This window comes from Nocardia sp. PE-7 (assembly GCF_030486425.1).
GTDB classification, from domain to species: Bacteria; Actinomycetota; Actinomycetes; order Mycobacteriales; family Mycobacteriaceae; genus Nocardia; species Nocardia salmonicida_A.
The window spans coordinates 87,638-102,033 of the sequence record NZ_CP129614.1; the positions used below are offsets into that span (position 1 = coordinate 87,638).

15 protein-coding genes are annotated in these 14,396 nt (G+C 66.8%); 6 read left to right on the forward strand and 9 right to left on the reverse strand.

Going from position 1 to position 14,396, the window contains the following annotated elements:
• Positions 1 to 6: 6 nt before the first annotated feature.
• Positions 7 to 774 carry an SDR family oxidoreductase gene (locus tag QX204_RS00470; RefSeq protein WP_301904646.1) on the forward strand — a complete coding sequence of 256 codons (768 nt, stop codon included), beginning with the start codon at positions 7 to 9 and terminating at the stop codon, positions 772 to 774.
• 71 nt (positions 775 to 845) lie between these two features.
• Here the strand turns inward: QX204_RS00470 and dmpG are convergent, their stop codons facing one another.
• From dmpG to QX204_RS00485, 3 genes are read right to left on the reverse strand one after another with little or no spacing between them, the layout of a single operon-like run.
• Positions 846 to 1,901: a 4-hydroxy-2-oxovalerate aldolase gene (dmpG, locus tag QX204_RS00475; protein WP_301904648.1), complete on the reverse strand. Its 1,056-nt coding sequence runs from the start codon at positions 1,899 to 1,901 to the stop codon at positions 846 to 848.
• A gap of 12 nt (positions 1,902 to 1,913) precedes the next feature.
• Positions 1,914 to 2,819 carry an acetaldehyde dehydrogenase (acetylating) gene (locus QX204_RS00480; protein ID WP_301904649.1) on the reverse strand — a complete coding sequence of 302 codons (906 nt, stop codon included), beginning with the start codon at positions 2,817 to 2,819 and terminating at the stop codon, positions 1,914 to 1,916.
• Positions 2,820 to 2,843: 24 nt separating this feature from the next.
• Complete coding sequence (locus QX204_RS00485; RefSeq protein WP_194825626.1) at positions 2,844 to 3,629, reverse strand: 2-keto-4-pentenoate hydratase; 786 nt, start codon at positions 3,627 to 3,629, stop codon at positions 2,844 to 2,846.
• Between the two features lie 172 nt (positions 3,630 to 3,801).
• Here QX204_RS00485 and kstD point away from each other — a divergent pair, with 172 nt between their 5' ends.
• The 3 genes from kstD to QX204_RS00500 all read left to right on the forward strand — a co-directional run bounded on the left by kstD (position 3,802) and on the right by QX204_RS00500 (position 7,621).
• On the forward strand, positions 3,802 to 5,505 hold the full coding sequence (gene kstD / locus QX204_RS00490) for a 3-oxosteroid 1-dehydrogenase (RefSeq protein WP_301904652.1): 1,704 nt from the start codon (positions 3,802 to 3,804) through the stop codon (positions 5,503 to 5,505).
• A 176-nt stretch (positions 5,506 to 5,681) separates the two neighbouring features.
• Positions 5,682 to 6,542, forward strand: coding sequence for an enoyl-CoA hydratase ChsH3 (locus QX204_RS00495; protein WP_301904653.1), 861 nt, complete (start codon positions 5,682 to 5,684; stop codon positions 6,540 to 6,542).
• A gap of 149 nt (positions 6,543 to 6,691) precedes the next feature.
• A complete protein-coding gene (locus QX204_RS00500) occupies positions 6,692 to 7,621 on the forward strand; it encodes a type IV toxin-antitoxin system AbiEi family antitoxin (protein WP_301904654.1) in 930 nt (309 codons plus the stop codon).
• On the opposite strand, the gene QX204_RS00505 is transcribed toward QX204_RS00500, so the two are convergent.
• The 5 genes from QX204_RS00505 to hsaA form a co-directional block, all read right to left on the reverse strand.
• On the reverse strand, positions 7,568 to 8,170 hold the full coding sequence (locus QX204_RS00505) for a YdeI/OmpD-associated family protein (protein WP_301904655.1): 603 nt from the start codon (positions 8,168 to 8,170) through the stop codon (positions 7,568 to 7,570). The genes QX204_RS00500 and QX204_RS00505 overlap by 54 nt on opposite strands.
• A 90-nt stretch (positions 8,171 to 8,260) precedes the next feature.
• Positions 8,261 to 8,836: a 3-hydroxy-9,10-secoandrosta-1,3,5(10)-triene-9,17-dione monooxygenase reductase subunit gene (gene hsaB / locus QX204_RS00510; protein WP_062982782.1), complete on the reverse strand. Its 576-nt coding sequence runs from the start codon at positions 8,834 to 8,836 to the stop codon at positions 8,261 to 8,263.
• Between the two features lie 17 nt (positions 8,837 to 8,853).
• Positions 8,854 to 9,759, reverse strand: a complete 906-nt coding sequence (gene hsaC / locus QX204_RS00515; protein ID WP_301904656.1) for an iron-dependent extradiol dioxygenase HsaC — start codon at positions 9,757 to 9,759, stop codon at positions 8,854 to 8,856.
• Positions 9,759 to 10,628, reverse strand: a complete 870-nt coding sequence (gene hsaD, locus QX204_RS00520) for a 4,5:9,10-diseco-3-hydroxy-5,9,17-trioxoandrosta-1(10),2-diene-4-oate hydrolase (RefSeq protein WP_301904657.1) — start codon at positions 10,626 to 10,628, stop codon at positions 9,759 to 9,761. Before hsaD ends, hsaC begins: the two co-directional genes overlap by 1 nt.
• A gap of 3 nt (positions 10,629 to 10,631) precedes the next feature.
• A complete protein-coding gene (gene hsaA, locus QX204_RS00525; RefSeq protein WP_301904658.1) occupies positions 10,632 to 11,795 on the reverse strand; it encodes a 3-hydroxy-9,10-secoandrosta-1,3,5(10)-triene-9,17-dione monooxygenase oxygenase subunit in 1,164 nt (387 codons plus the stop codon).
• Between the two features lie 194 nt (positions 11,796 to 11,989).
• Between hsaA and QX204_RS00530 the strand changes: the two genes are divergently transcribed.
• Both QX204_RS00530 and QX204_RS00535 read left to right on the forward strand, forming a co-directional pair.
• Complete coding sequence (locus QX204_RS00530; protein WP_301904660.1) at positions 11,990 to 13,165, forward strand: 3-ketosteroid-9-alpha-monooxygenase, oxygenase component; 1,176 nt, start codon at positions 11,990 to 11,992, stop codon at positions 13,163 to 13,165.
• A complete protein-coding gene (locus tag QX204_RS00535; RefSeq protein ID WP_301904661.1) occupies positions 13,162 to 13,542 on the forward strand; it encodes a hypothetical protein in 381 nt (126 codons plus the stop codon). Before QX204_RS00530 ends, QX204_RS00535 begins: the two co-directional genes overlap by 4 nt.
• Here the strand turns inward: QX204_RS00535 and QX204_RS00540 are convergent, their stop codons facing one another.
• Positions 13,543 to 14,292 (reverse strand): DUF427 domain-containing protein, encoded by a 750-nt coding sequence (locus QX204_RS00540; RefSeq protein ID WP_301904662.1) that lies wholly within the window; start codon positions 14,290 to 14,292, stop codon positions 13,543 to 13,545.
• Between the last annotated feature and the right edge of the window lie 104 nt (positions 14,293 to 14,396).

Genomic DNA, 14,396 nt, shown 5'->3' on the forward strand with positions numbered 1-14,396 from the left:
TCGACGATGGATTCGACAGTGCGGCAGGATCAGCGGATCGTGCTGGTCACCGGGGCTTCGCGGGGGATCGGGGCGGAGGCGGCGGCGCAGTTCGGCGCGGCCGGGGCACATGTCGTTGTGAATTTTCGGGAGAAGCGCAAGCGGGCCCAGGATGTCGTGGACGCGATCGTGGCCTCGGGTGGGAGCGCTTCGGTGCTCGGCGCGGATGTCTCCGATCCGGCGGCTGTCGAGAGGATGGTCGCGGAGGTCGGCCGGACCTTCGGGCGGCTGGATACCCTGGTGCTCAACGCATCCGGCGGGCTCGAACGGGATGCCGATCCCGGGTACGCACTCCGGCTCAACCGGGACGCGCAGGTGAACCTGGCGACGGCGATGCTGCCGTTGATGCCGGAGGGTGGCCGGATCGTGTTCGTCACCAGCCATCAGGCGCACTTCATCCACGAGAACGACAATGTGCCACAGGGGTATACGCCGATAGCGCGCAGCAAGCGGGCAGGCGAGGACGCGCTACGAGCGCTGATTCCCGAATTTCAGGAGCGCGGAGTCGGTTTCACGGTGGTGTCCGGCGACATGATCGACGGGACGATCATCGTCCGCCTGCTGGAACGGCGTGATCCGGACAGCGTCGAGTCCCGCCGCGCGGCGGGCCCGTTGCCCACCGTCGAGGATTTCGCGCGCGTGATCGTTCGGGCAGGCACCGAAGCGGTCGCCGACGGCCACACGTACTTCGTCGGGGGAGACGACTATCTCGCCGCCGGTGCGCTCACGCGGTGACCGATGTTGTCGGCCCGCAACGCCGAACGGCGTGACCCGGGGTGCCGGGTCACGCCGTCAGGGGTGTGTTGTCAGGCCGAGGCGGTGACGGAGGCTTCGCGCTGGAGTTCCAGAGCGATGTCGATGAGCTGGTCTTCCTGGCCGCCGACGAGCTTGCGTTTGCCCGCGCGGACGAGCATTTCGGCGGCGGAGACGCCGTAGCGTTCGGCCTGGCGTTCGGCATGGCGCAGGAAGCTGGAGTAGACACCCGCGTAGCCCATCATCAGTGCCTGACGGTCGAGTAGGCATTCCGACGGCATGGCCGGGCGGACCACGTCCTCGGCGGCGTCGGTGACGGCGAAGAAGTCGACGCCGGTCTTGATCCCGAGCTTGTCGCAGACGCCGATGAAGGCTTCGACCGGCAGGTTGCCCGCGCCTGCGCCGAAGCGGCGAGCCGAGCCGTCGATCTGGGTGGCGCCGGCGCGCACGGCATAGACCGAGTTCGCTACGGCGAGGCCGAGGTTCTCGTGGCCGTGGAAGCCGACCTGGGCGTCGTCGCCGAGTTCGGCGACCAGGGCGGAGACACGGTCGGACACCTGCTCGAGAACGAGCGCGCCCGCGGAATCGACGACGTAGACGCACTGGCAGCCTGCGTCGGCCATGATGCGGGCCTGCTTGGCCAGGTTCTCCGGCGTGGTGGAGTGGGCCATCATGAGGAATCCGACGGTCTCGAGGCCGAGATCACGGGCGTAGCCGAAGTGCTGGATGGAGACGTCGGCTTCGGTGCAGTGGGTGGCGATCCGGCAGATGGAGGCGCCGTTGCTCTGGGAGATCTTGATGTCTTCCTTGATGCCGACGCCGGGCAGCATGAGGAAGGCGATCTTGGCTTGCTTGGCGGTTTCCGCGGCAGCCTTGATCAGTTCCTGCTCAGGGGTTTTGGAGAAACCGTAGTTGAACGAGGACCCGGCCAGGCCGTCACCGTGGGTGACCTCGATGACCGGGACTCCGGACGCGTCGAGTGCGCCGACGATGTCGCGAACCTCGGTCACGGTGAACTGGTGGCGCTTGTGGTGCGAGCCGTCACGCAGCGAAGTATCAGTGACGCGCACATCGAGTTCGCCCGAGAAGGGCTGCAGGATGTTGTTCATGGTCGAATCTCCTTACACCCGAGCTGAGAGGATCTGATCGGCCAGCACGTCGCCGACCTTGGTGGCCGCAGCCGTCATGATGTCGAGGTTGCCCGCGTACGGCGGAAGGAAGTCGCCCGCTCCCTCGACCTCGACGAAGATCGACACCTTCGCCAAGCCGCCGGATACCAGCGATGGGTCGTCGAACTGCGGGTCGTTGAGCAGCCGATAGCCGGGCACGTACTCCTGAATGGACTTCTCCATCCGGAAGATCGACTCGGCGATCGCGTCGCGATCGGCATCCTCGGGGATGGCGCAGAAGATGGTGTCGCGCATGATCATCGGCGGCTCGGCCGGGTTCAGGATGATGATGGCCTTACCGCGTTCGGCGCCACCGATGGTCTCCACACCCTTGGAGGTGGTCTTGGTGAACTCGTCGATGTTCGCGCGGGTACCCGGACCGGCCGACACCGAGGACACCGAGGCCACGATCTCGGCGTAGGACACCGGGACGACCCGCGAGACCGCGTTGACCATCGGAATCGTTGCCTGGCCACCGCAGGTGATCATGTTGACGTTCGCCGCGTCCCGCAGCGAATCCAGGTTCACCGGGGGGATCACGGCCGGGCCGACCGCGGCCGGGGTGAGGTCGACGGCGCGGATGCCCGCGGCCTCGTACTTCGGCGCGTACGCGCGGTGCACGTAGGCGGAGGTGGCCTCGAACAACAGATCGGGCTTCTCGTCGAGGGCGAGCAGCCAGTCCGCGCCCTCGGCGGAGGTTTCCAGACCCAGCCCCCGTGCCCGCTTCAGCCCCTCCGAATCCGGGTCGATGCCGACCATCCAGCGCGGCTCGATCTTGTCCGAGCGCAGCAGCTTGTAGAGCAGATCGGTGCTGATGTTGCCGGACCCCACGATCGCGGCGGTGACTTTGCTGGTCACGGTGTACTCCTAGGGAAGTCTGGTTCAGCTGAAACGCAAACGGACGGAACCGAGTCCGGTGAACTCGGCGAGGAAGTCGTCACCGGGGCGGGCGTCGATGGCGCGGGTGCAGGAACCGGGTAGCACGATGTCGCCCTTCTTCAACCGCACCCCGAAGGTCGCGACCTTGCGCGCCAGCCACGCGACGGCGATCACCGGATCGCCCAGCACCGCGTCGCTGCGGCCCTCGGCGATGACCTCGCCGTTGCGGGTGAGCACGGCGTCGATTGCCTTGATGTCGATGTCGCCGGGTGCGACGCGCTCCTTGCCGAGCACGAAACCGGCCGAGGAGGCGTTGTCGGAGATGGTGTCGGTCAGGCCGATCTTCCAGTCCTTGATACGTGAGTCGATGAGTTCGATCGAGGGCGCGTACGCGACGGTCGCGGCCAGCACGTCGGCCTCGGTGCAGTCCTCGCCGGGCAGGTCGGCGCCGAGTACGAATCCGACCTCGACCTCTACGCGCGGCAGCAGGAACTTCGAGGTGTCGACGGGGACGTCCTCGAAGACCTCCATGTCGGCGAGCAGGTGACCGTAGTCGGGCTCGTCGACGCCCATCATCTCCTGCATCGCCTTCGACGACAGCCCCACCTTGTGCCCGACGACCTTCGCGCCGGACCGGAGCCGACGCTGGATATTGAGCAGCTGGATCTCGTAGGCATCGACCACATCGATATCGGGGAACCGGTCGACGAGCGGCAACACGGCGACACGCTCGTCTTCGGCGCGGGCCAGTTCGTCGGCGAGATGGGTTCGTACCGCGTCAGGCAGCACGCGGACCTCCTTGGCAGCACGGTCGGAAGAATCTAGACGTCAAAACTGTAACCGGTTTTCCAGTCCAGCATCAGCCGTTCACCTGACAATACAACGCTACATCTGGTGATTTCTGCAACATGTTCTACTTAGTTCTATTTTTATCTGTCCAACGACCGGACCCTTCTATAACGTGTTCTACATGAGTGATCGGGAATACGATGTCGTGGTCGTCGGTAGCGGCGCCGCCGGGATGACCGCCGCCCTCGCGGCGGCGCACAAGGGACTGAGCGTTGTGCTGTTGGAGAAGGCCGCGCACTACGGTGGGTCGACGGCCCGATCCGGTGGTGGCGTCTGGATTCCGGGCAACAAGGCGTTGCTCGCCGCGGGCCGCCCCGACGACCGCGAGGACGCGCGCACCTACCTGCACAGCATCATCGGCGACGCGGTGCCCGCCGAGAAGATCGATACCTACCTCGATCGCGGCGCCGAGGCGTTCGACTTCGTCCTCGACCACACCCCGCTGAAGATGAAGTGGGTTCCGGGCTACTCCGACTACTACCCCGAGGCGCCGGGCGGCCTCGGTCAGGGCCGTTCGTGCGAACCGACGCCGTTCAACGGCAAGGTACTCGGCGCGGAACTGGTCAATCTGGAACCGCCCTACGCCAAGGCGCCGCTGAACGTGGTCGTCATGCAGGCCGACTTCGTGCGGCTGAACCTGATCCGCCGTCATCCCAAGGGCGCGATGCGGGCGCTGCGCGTCGGCGCGCGCACCTACCTGGCCAAGTGGACCGGCAAGCATCTGCTCGGCATGGGGCAGGCCATCATCGCCGCCATGCGCAAGGGCCTGCTCGACGTGGGCGTGCCGGTGCTGCTCAACACCCCGCTCACCGACCTGGTGGTCACCGACGGCAAGGTCACCGGGGTCAAGGCCACCGTCGACGGCGAACCGGTCACCTTCACCGCGCGCTACGGCGTGGTGCTCGGCGCCGGCGGGTTCGAACACAATGCCGACATGCGGGCCAAGTACCAGCGTCAGCCGATAACCACTGAGTGGACAACCGGCGCCGCGGCCAACACCGGCGATGGCATCGTCGCGGGCATGGCAGCGGGTGCGACGGTCGGTTTCATGGAGGACGCCTGGTGGGGTCCGACGATCTTCAAGGGCGGCAAGCCCTGGTTCGCGCTGGCCGAGCGCAATCTGCCCGGCACCATCATGGTCAACGACCGGGGCGAACGGTTCGGCAACGAGTCGGCGCCCTACGTCGAGGCGGTGCACACCATGTACGGCGGTGAGTACGGCCAGGGCGCGGGCCCCGGCGAGAACGTGCCGTCCTGGCTGGTGTTCGACCAGCGCTACCGCAACCGCTACATCTTCGCGGGTCTGCAGCCGGGGCAGCGCTTTCCGTCGCGCTGGATGGAGAACGACTACATCGTCAAGGCCGACACGATCGGAGAGCTGGCCGAGCGCATCGGCGTGCCCGTCGAGAACCTGACCTCGACGATCGAGCGGTTCAACGGCTTCGCCGCCGCGGGCAAGGACGAGGACTTCGGTCGCGGCAACAGCCACTACGACCGCTACTACGGCGACCCGACCGTGAAGCCGAACCCGTGCCTGGCCGAGCTGTCGCAGGGCCCGTTCTACGCGGCGAAGATGGTGCCCGGCGACCTCGGCACCAAGGGCGGCCTCGTCACCGATACCGCCGCACGGGTGCTGCGCGAAGACGATTCCGTCATCGACGGCCTCTACGCCGCGGGCAACACCAGCTCGCCGGTGATGGGCCACACCTACGCCGGCCCCGGCGCCACCATCGGCCCCGCGATCACCTTCGCCTACCTGGCGGTGCTCGACATCGTCGCCAGGAAGACGGCCGAATCCGCGAAGACGAACGCGTGAGCGTCAGCCCGACGATCACGATCGGCTATCTGGCGGTCCTCGACGTCTCGGCTACCGAGCCGGCGGACGAGGTCGACGCATGATCGGAAGTGGTGTGTTCGCGCGATCGAGTGCACGCTCACGCCACCTCCGCGGCGAGCCATCCACACTGTTCAGCAGACACGCAGGAGTAACCGATGCCCATTGATCTAGCGACCGCCCTCGGCGCGGCACTGCCTGCGCGCGAGTTCAGTTGGACGCCCACCGACGTGCAGCTCTATCACCTGGGTCTGGGCGCCGGTGCGCGCCCGACCGACCCCGCCGAGCTGGCCTACCTCGACGATCGCGCACCCCAGGTGCTGCCGACGTTCGCGACGGTGGCGCCGACCCTCGGCGAGACCGAGCCGCCGCGAGTGAGCTTCCCCGGTATCGAGATCGACCTGGCCAAGGTCGTGCACGGTCACCAGGAAGTGGAGGTGCACAAGCCGATTCCCGCCACCGGCAAGGCGGTCTCGGTCGGCCGGATCGCCGAGATCTGGGACAAGGGCGCCAACGCGGTGATCGTGCAGGAGCACACCGTCACCGGGTCCGACGGCGAACCGCTGTGGACCGTGCGGTCCTCCATCTTCGCCAAGGGCGAGGGCGGCTTCGGCGGCGAGCGCGGCCCGAGCACCCGCACCGAACTGCCCGATCGCGCCCCCGACGCGGAGCTGCTCACCCCGACCCTGCCGCAGCAGGCCCTGCTGTACCGCCTCTCCGGCGACCGCAACCCCCTGCACTCGGACCCCGAATTCGCCCGTGGCGCAGGCTTTCCCGCCCCGATCCTGCACGGGCTGTCCACCTACGGCACGGTCTGCAAAGCGATCACCGACGCCCTGCTCGACAGCGACGCCACCCGGGTCGGCGGTTTCCGCGCCAAGTTCGCCGGCGTCCTCTACCCGGGTGAAACCCTGCGCACCAAGGTCTGGCGCGAGGCCGATCACCTGATCGCGGTCGTCACCGTGGTCGAACGAGACGACGCCCCCGTCCTCAGCGACGTCGCCCTGCGTATCGCCTGACTTGGACCGCCGATCACCAGGCCATCACGGCACTATCGCCCGAGAGCGAAAATCCCTGGTGACCTGGTGATCACGCGTCCAACCCGGTGAACCCGCGTCGGGTTCGTGGGGGTCGGGGTTGTCGGTGGGGTGGGGGACTATTTTGCGGCATGGGGGTATTCGAAGAGCCGTTCGTGGGGTCGTGGGCGTTGGCGGCGGGGTTGCTCACGCGGCACCAGTTGCGCCATGACTTCGAGCGGGTTGTGCCGGATGTGTACGCGCGCAAAGGCCGACAGCTCGATTCGGTCGGTCGAGCCAAGGCGGCGGTCCATTGGACCAAGGGGGAGGGAGTGCTGGTCGGTACGTCTGCCGCCGCGTTGCTGGGTAGCGCCTATGTGGACGCCGATCAACCTGTCGAGATCGCCTTGCCGCGGCACCGTCGTCCGGTGCCGGGCATCGTTGTCGTGCAGTCCGAGATCAGTCGGCGCGAGCGATGCGAGGTCGACGGATATCCGGTCACGACACCGCCCCGCACGGCGTTCGACCTTGCCTGCCGCCTTCCGCGTGATGTCGCGATCCCAGCTCTGGACGCGCTGTGTCGAGCTACCGGTCTCGACCCGTCGACGGCTCTGAACTGCGCCGATGCGCACCGACGTGTGCGCGGCTGTACGCGGGCGCGAGCCGTGCTCGCGTCGGTCGATCCGGGCGCGGAGTCGCCACCGGAATCGCTGACCCGTTTGCTGCTGATCGACCACGGATTGCCGGTGCCGACCACCCAGATCGTGGTGCGCGACGGAGGCGGCGCATTTCTCGCCCGCCTCGACATGGGCTGGGAAAGATGGCGGGTGGCAGTCGAATACGACGGCGCCCAGCACTGGACCGACCCGGCGCAGCGTACGAAGGACATCGACCGGCACGCCGTCCTCGCCGCGCACGGCTGGTCGATCGTCCGCGTCGGCGCCGACCTGCTGCGCAACCGCCCCTACGTCGTCATCGATCGCGTGATCGCTGCCCTCGAGGCACAGGGCGCCCAGTTGAACATCGGATCACCAGGCCATCACGGCACTATCGGCCGAGAGCGAAAATCCCTGAGGGCCTGATGATCTTGATTCCAGCGCGGTGATCGCCTGGGCGATGCGGGTGGCTCGTTCGGTGTGGGTGGTTGCTTTGAGGATGGGGAGGATCAGTCGGTAGCGGTCGGTGCGGGTGAGGGTTCGGTAGGCGGCGTCGGCCTCGGGGGTGAGGGCGACGAGGAGGTCAGTGGGTGGTTCGGCGGTGCGTTGCGGCTCGTACGCGGCGGCCCAGCGGCCGTCGGCGACGGCCGATTCGATGGACGCGTACCCGGCGGGCTGCATGCGGCCTGCGGCGATGAGGGCTTCGGCCTTGGCGACGTTGACTTGCGACCAGGGGCTGCGGGCTCGGCGGGGCGAGTACCGCTGCAGGTAGTGGTGGGCGTCGAGGCCGCGGCGGTGGCTATCGATCCAGCCGTAACACAGAGCGCCGTCGAGGGTTTCGGTGATGGTCACCGATGGTCGCGGGGCGTTCTTCTTCGCGATCCGCACCCAGACCTCACCCGCGGTGTCGTGATGGGCGGCAAGCCACGATTCCCAGGCGTTCGCGTCGGCGCAGGTGATGAATTCGATGGTCATGAGAATTATGATCCGCCGCAAAGTGCTCACCGAATGAGCACTTAAAATGAAAAGAAGGCACGGCTGGACGACCAGCCGCGCCTTCGTCGCTTACAGCCAGGTGTCGAGGCTGGTGGTGGTGAGGAAGTGGTCCAGGTCGGCACGCCAGGGGGCGGGAGTGGTCTTGTCCGGCTCGATGCCGGTGTACTGCCCGCGGTAGAACAGCAGCGGCCGGCCGCCGGTGGTGGCCGATTCCGAGAGCGCGTGGACCCGGCCGATCACGATGTAGTGGTCGCCGCCGTCGACGACGGAGTCGACCGTGCATTCGATGGTGGCCAGCGAATCGTCGATCACCGGGACGCCGAGTTCGGAGGTGTGCCAGGCGACGCCGGCGAACTTGTCGGTCTCCCGCGAGCCGAAGCGCGCGCACGTGGGCTGCTGCTCCTCGGAGAGCACGTTCACACAAAACCTGCCCGCCGCCTCGATCGCCGCCCACGACCGCGACCCCTTGGTGGGGCAGAACAGCACAAGGGGCGGGTCGAGGGAGAGCGCGGCGAAGGACTGGCAGGCGAACCCGATGGGCGCGCCGTCCGGATCGAGCGCGGTGATCACGGTGATGCCGGTGCAGAACTGTCCCAGCACAGTGCGGAACTGCCGGCCGTCGATAGCCGGTCTCTGTTCAGTCATGTCCTTCGCCGCCGTTCCTATTGCTGCCGAAATCCGACAGTGAAATCGTGACCCCACAGGCTGACCGCGGTCGATTCGCGGGCAATCCACTCGTGGTCGTCGACTTCCAGTCCTTCACAACCGAATTCGATGTCGAATCCGCCGGGAGTCTTCATGTAGAAGGACAGCATCTTGTCGTTGATGTGCCGACCGAGCGTGGCCGACATCTTCACCTTCTTGCGGATGGCGCGGTCCAGGCAGAGGCCGACGTCGTCGGAGTTCTCCACCTCGACCATCAGGTGCACGATGCCGGTCGGGTTCGGCAGCGGCAGGAACGCCAGCGCGTGGTGGCGCGGGTTGCAGCCGTAGAAGCGCAGCCAGGCCGGGTCACCGTCGGCGGGACGGCCGACCATCTGCGGCGGTAGCCGCATGGAGTCGCGCAGTCGGAAGCCGAGGATGTCCTGGTAGAACGCCTGCGCCGCGGCATCGTCGGTGCAGGTCAGCACCACGTGACCCAGACCCTGCTCGGCGGTGACGAACTTGTGGCCGTAGGGGCTCACGAAGCGGCGGCCCAGGTACTGCGCGCCGTAAAACGCCTCCAGCGTGTTCCCGGACGGATCCTGGAACCGGATCATGCCCTCGACACGGCGCTCACCCAGCTCTTCCTTGGTGCCCTCGGTGAAGGCGACCCCGGCCTTGCTCAGGGTTTCGCGCAGCTGCTGCAGGCCGGGGGCGTCGGTGACCTCCCAGCCCGAGACCAGCAGCCGGTCCTGCTCGCCGGGGACGATCACCAGTCGCGCGGCGAAATCGTCCATGCGCAGATAGAGCGCGTCGGGATCGAGCCCGGTGCCCTCCATCATGCCGAGAACCTTGAGGCCGTACTCGCGCCAGGCCGCCATGTCGGTGGCCTCGATGCGCATGTAGCCCAGGGCGCGGATGCTCATTACTTCTCCCCGAGGAAATCGACCGTGAGCCGGTTGAACTCGTCGAACTTCTCCAGCTGCGCCCAGTGCCCGCAGCCGCCGAACACATGCAGCTGGACGCGCGGGATCACCTTGGTGGCTACGAGCGCGCCGTCGAGGGGGTTCACTCGATCCTCGCGACCCCAGATCAGCAGTACCGGCTGACGCAGCTTGTACGCGTCACGCCAGAGCATGCCCTTCTCGAAGTCGGCGCCGGCGAAGGACTTGCCCATCGCCCGCATCGCGGCCAGCGACTCGGGGGTACTCGCGAAGGCGAACCGCTCGTCGATGAGTTCCTCGGTGACCAGCGACTGGTCGAAGACCATGATCCGCAGGAACTTCTCCAGGTTGTCCCTGGTCGGTTCGTAGGTGAACTTCGAGAGCAGCTTCACGCCCTCGGTGGGGTCGGGCGCGAACAGGTTGGTGCTCAGCCCGCCTGGGCCCATCAGCACGAGTTTGCCCGCGCGCGTGGGGTGGTCGAGCGCGAACCGCACCGAGGCGCCGCCGCCGAGGGAGTTGCCGAGCAGGTGCACCCGGTCGGTGATCTCCAGGTGATCGAGCAGCGCGAGCAGTGCGTCGGAGCTGTGCACGAAGTACTGCGGGTGGTCGATCGGCTTGTCGGACTTGCCGTATCCCGGTTGGTCGGGCGCGATCACGTGATAGCGCTCGGCCAGGACCGGGATGTTGCGGGCGAAGTTCGACCACGCCGAGGCGCCGGGTCCGCCGCCGTGCATCAGCACGATCGTGGTCGGGTTGCCCACCCCGGCTTCGTGATAGTGCAGCTTCAGGTCGGGGGTGACCTGCGCGAAGCGTGAGGTCGATGCGTAGGTCAGTTCAGCGGTCTGGGTCATCGGCTACACCATGGCGTCGGTGACGGGCAGCCCGAACTCGTGCGTGCCGTACATGACGTAGGCGCGCTCGGGATCGTTGGCCGCGTGCACCCGTCCGGCATGCGCGTCACGCCAGAAGCGCTGCAGCGGGGTGCCGTTGGCGAGCGCGGTCGCGCCGGAGGACTCGAAGAGCTTGTCGATCGAGGCGATCACGCGTCCGGTGGAACGCACCTGGTCGCGACGGGCGCGCACGCGCAGGTCGAACGGCACTTCCTCGCCCGCCAGCAGCAGTGCGTACTCCTCGGCGACATTGCCCGAGAGCTGACGCCACGCGGCGTCGATGTCGCTGGCCGCCTCGGCGACGCGCACCTTGGCGAACGGATCGTCCTTGGCGTTCTCGCCGGCGTAGGCCGCGCGCACGCGCTTGCCCTGGTGCTCGACGTGCGCCTCGTAGGCGCCGTAGCCCATGCCCACGATCGGCGTGGAGATGGTGGTGGGGTGAATGGTGCCCCACGGCATCTTGAAGACGGCGTCGGTGTTCTGCTCGAGGCCGGGCGCGCGGCCCTCGCTCATCGCGCGGAAGCTCAGGAACCGGTGCGACGGGACGAAGACGTCCTCGACGACCACGGTGTTGGAGCCGGTGCCACGCAGGCCGACGACGTTCCACACGTCATCGATGCGGTAGTCCGAGCGGGGGATCAGGAAGCTGCCGAAGTCGACCGGCTTGCCGTTCTTGATCACCGGACCGCCGAGGACCGCCCAGGTGGCGTGGTCGGAACCCGAGGACCAAGCCCACGAGCCGCGCACGATGTAGCCGCCGTCGACGGCCTGTCCCGCACCCATCGGCGCGTACGACGACGAGATGCGCACATCGGTGTCGTCGCCCCAGACGTCCTGCTGGGCCTGCTGATCGAACAGCGCGAGGTGCCAGTTGTGCACGCCGATGATGCCCGCGACCCAGCCGGTGGAGCCGCACGCGCTCGCGATCCTGCGCACGGTGTCGTAGAAGACCACCGGATCGGCGGCGTGGCCGCCCCACTGCTTGGGCTGGAGCAGCCGGAAGAAACCGGTCTCCTGCAGCGCCTTCATGGATTCTTCGGGAATGCGGCGCAGGTCCTCGGCCTCCTGCGCGCGCTCACGCAGCGTCGGCAGCAGTGCCTCGACCCGTTCGGTCACTTCTTGCGTCATTTCGGAGCCCGCTCCTGCCTGTGTCGGATCGACAACCGGTTCTATTCGTCTCTGAGATTAGAACAGGTTCTCGTTTATGTCGAGAAGATCGCCCTACCTCGGATATAACAGGAGTCAACAGAGAAGTTCGCTGGATAACTGGCGTGAAGTGGCTCGGTTTTGTAACGTGTTCTAGTGAACGAGGAGGGTTCGGGATGGCGATCAACCCCAAGGTGAGGGAACTCGACGTCGGTGCACCGCCGACGAGGTTCGCACGCGGCTGGCATTGTGTCGGTCTCGCGGCGACGTTCCGCGACGGCAAACCGCACGCGGTCGAGATCTTCGGTACCAAGCTCGTCGTGTGGACCGATACCGACGACCAGATCCGCGTGCTCGATGCCTACTGCAGGCATATGGGCGGCGATCTGAGCATGGGCACGGTGAAGGGCGACGACATCGCCTGCCCGTTCCACGACTGGCGCTGGGGCGCGAGTGGAAAGTGCACCGCGATTCCGTACGCGCGCCGTGTGCCGCCGCTGGCCCGCACCAGGAAGTGGACCACGCTCGAGCGCAACGGTCAGCTCTACATCTGGCACGATCACGAGGGCAACGAACCGCCCGCGGAGGTCACGATCCCGTATATCGAGGGTCCGTTCACCGACGAGCAGGGCAATCCGACCGAGACCCACAACAGCGGCTGGACCGACTGGACGTGGGACTCGTTGCTGATCGAGGGCGCCAACTGCCGCGAGATCATCGACAACGTCGTGGACATGGCGCACTTCTTCTACATCCACTACGCCTTCCCGACGTTCTTCAAGAACGTCTTCGAAGGGCATGTGGCGACGCAGTTCCTGGAGACCAAGGGCCGTCCCGACGTCGGCATGGCCGCCAAGCACGGCGGTGACACGCTGCTGAAGTCGGAGGCGTCCTACTTCGGACCGTCCTACATGATCAATCCGCTGGTGAACATCTACAGCGGGTACGAGATCAAGGTTCAGCTGATCAACTGCCACTACCCGGTCAGCCAGGATTCGTTCGTGCTGCAGTGGGGCCTGAGCGTCGAGAAGCCCAAGGGTCTGCCCGACGACGCAGCGAAGAAGCTGGCCGACACGATGGCCAAGTTCTTCGGCGACGGTTTCCTGCAGGACGTGGAGATCTGGAAGCACAAGTCCAAGGTCGAGAATCCGCTGCTCTGCGAGGAAGACGGCCCGGTCTATCAGCTGCGCCGTTGGTACGACCAGTTCTACGTCGACGTCGCCGACGTCACCGAGAAGATGACCCAGCGCTTCGAATTCGAGGTCGATACGACCAAGGCGAATCAGGCGTGGGAGGCCGAGGTGGCGGAGAACCTGCGCCGCAAGGCCGAGTCCGAAGAAGCGGGCGTATGAGTTCCAGGTCGGGCGAGCCGCAAAGGTCCGGCGATCCGTCGCGGCCCGCTCCGACCTGGGCCAAGGCACCTGATTTCGCTGATCAGCCCGTGCGACGGGCTGCGGTGCGGGCGCAAACCGTGGTCGACAAACAGCACTACCTCGACTCGGGCATGACGCCACTGCGGTGCCAGACGTGTTCGGCGCAGGTGCTGGTGCGCAAGGCGAGCGCGCACCAGACCTCGGTGCAGTGGACCGAGCGGCCCGACGCGCACTGCCCGATCTTCGCGCAGTTGGTCGCACACGGTGCGCGGCCGGGTCGGCCGGAATCGTGTCCGTCACTGGAGAAGTCGATCAAGTGGGCGGTTGATGAGGGCGTCCTCGAGGTCGGCGAATAGTCAGCTGAACGGTGTGTGCGGGCGATCCTGTCGCACACCGTCCAGGTAGATGTCGACCTTCTCGTTGTAGAAGCACGCCAACCCGGCCACCTTCTGGCTCTCCGGCAGCGGCGTGCGATAGATCCAGACGACGTCCAGGTGACTGGTGTCGCCGACCCGGACATTCCAGTAGTCCGCGGTGCCTTTGTACGGGCAACTGGTGTGGGTGTCGGACGCGATGAGCAGATCCATCCGGACATCGGTCAACGGCAGGTAATACCGTGCGGGCAAACCGGTTTCGAACAGAATGCGCGGCGAGCGCGAGTCCGCCACGGTGACCCCGTCGATCTCCACCCGCACGTGTCGCGAACTGCCGAGGATGTCCACGCGCGAATACGGATCGCGGGGATGGACGAACACCTGCTCGTCTTCCTCGAACCAATCGAACGCGGCGATATCCAGTCGCACAGCGTCTTTCAGCTCCGTGAGCGGCGAGTCGAGATAGCGCAGCGCCGCACCCTCGGCCCGCAGGCCCTCGACCGCCACGTCGTATCCGGTCGCGTCGCCGCGGCTGGGGGAGTGCTCGCTGATCCCGTTCGGGTCCAGGTCGGCGCGCACGTCGGTGAGCGGCACGTAGTAGGTCGGGTAGTACGGGACTTCCCAGACCAGCAGCGGCCGCAAGGTGTCGGCCACCAGCTTCCCGCGCAGATAGACCCGCACTCGCTTCTGCCCGGTCTCAACCCTGACAAGCCCACGCCGGTCCTCGGTCATGCCCCGACGCTACCCGAATCCGAACCCCGGACCCCCGACCTTTAGGGAGAACTCCGGAACCCCGACCCCTGGGGAGGGGCCGGACGCGCAGCGGCCGGGACCGG